Source organism: Arhodomonas sp. KWT (assembly GCF_010993615.1).
The window spans coordinates 1-975 of sequence record NZ_WNXE01000624.1; the positions used below are offsets into that span (position 1 = coordinate 1).

Genomic DNA, 975 nt, shown 5'->3' on the forward strand with positions numbered 1-975 from the left:
TGGTTGTACGGGTCGAAGAGCACCACGGCGGCGTAGCCCTTCTCCGCCATCATCTCGCGCAGCCGGCGCAGGCGCCCGGCGCGCAGGGCGCGGGGCTCGAAGCTCATGGGCACGCTGTCGTAGTTGCCCACCGGGCCGGACGGGGTGAGCGGCCGACCGGTGTCGGGCAGATCGACGTGCGGGTGGGTCATGTCGTCCACGATGGCCTCCTGATCAGTCCGCGAGCTTGTCGCTGCGCTCCAGGCCCTCCTCGAGCTGGCGCTCGTGGATGGGGGCCATGCGCCCGAAGATGCGCTTGGCGCGCTCGGCGCGGCCGATGAACCCGGGCTCGCGGGCATAGCCGAAGATCACCGTGTGCCGCTCGACGTCGCCGTGCACGCGGGCGACGCGGTGCAGCGAGTAGCGGCCGTAGAAGATCTGCAGGTCGCCGGGCTCCAGCGACAGGGTCTTGATCGGGCTGCGATCGCCTTCGAGCACCCGCTGCACCCCCTCGAAGTTCTCGTCCTCTGGGTTGCGGATCTGCGGGCAGTACTCGAAGTCGCCGCCTTGCTCCGGCCGCTGGGTCATCATCGTGACAATGAATTCGTTGGTGTCGTAGTGCCACGGGTGCTGGCAGCCGTCGCGCAGCACGTTGATCACCAGCCCCGCGAGCGGGTCGGCGTACTCGTGGAGCTCCGGCTCGTCCATCGCCGCGGCGATGAAGCGCTGGAAGTCCGGGTTGTGGTAGACGCGGCGCACCGCGGTGTCCTGGGCGATCAGGTCGCCGGCGACGAAGCCGTTGGTGCGGTCGCCGAAGACGTTCTTGGGGTGGTTGTCCGGCAGCGCCGGATCGCCGTCGGAGTTGTACGGGTTGGTGTGGGTCTCGTTGTAGTGCGCCCGCGGGGCGAGCTCGCGGGTCTCGTCGCGGATCGCGGCCAGCGCCTCGGGGCGGATGAAGCCCTTGAGCACGACGCACCCGTCGTCGGCGAGCTGGGC

Annotated in this window: 1 protein-coding gene and 1 pseudogene; both read right to left on the minus strand. The window is 69.7% G+C overall.

The features are described from left to right. A pseudogene (locus G7A99_RS21230) lies at positions 1-191 on the minus strand (aminopeptidase P family protein); the annotation flags it as partial. A gap of 22 nt (positions 192-213) precedes the next feature. Further along, a partial coding sequence (locus G7A99_RS21235) for a hypothetical protein (protein ID WP_163143899.1) occupies positions 214-975 on the minus strand: 762 nt, incomplete at its 5' end.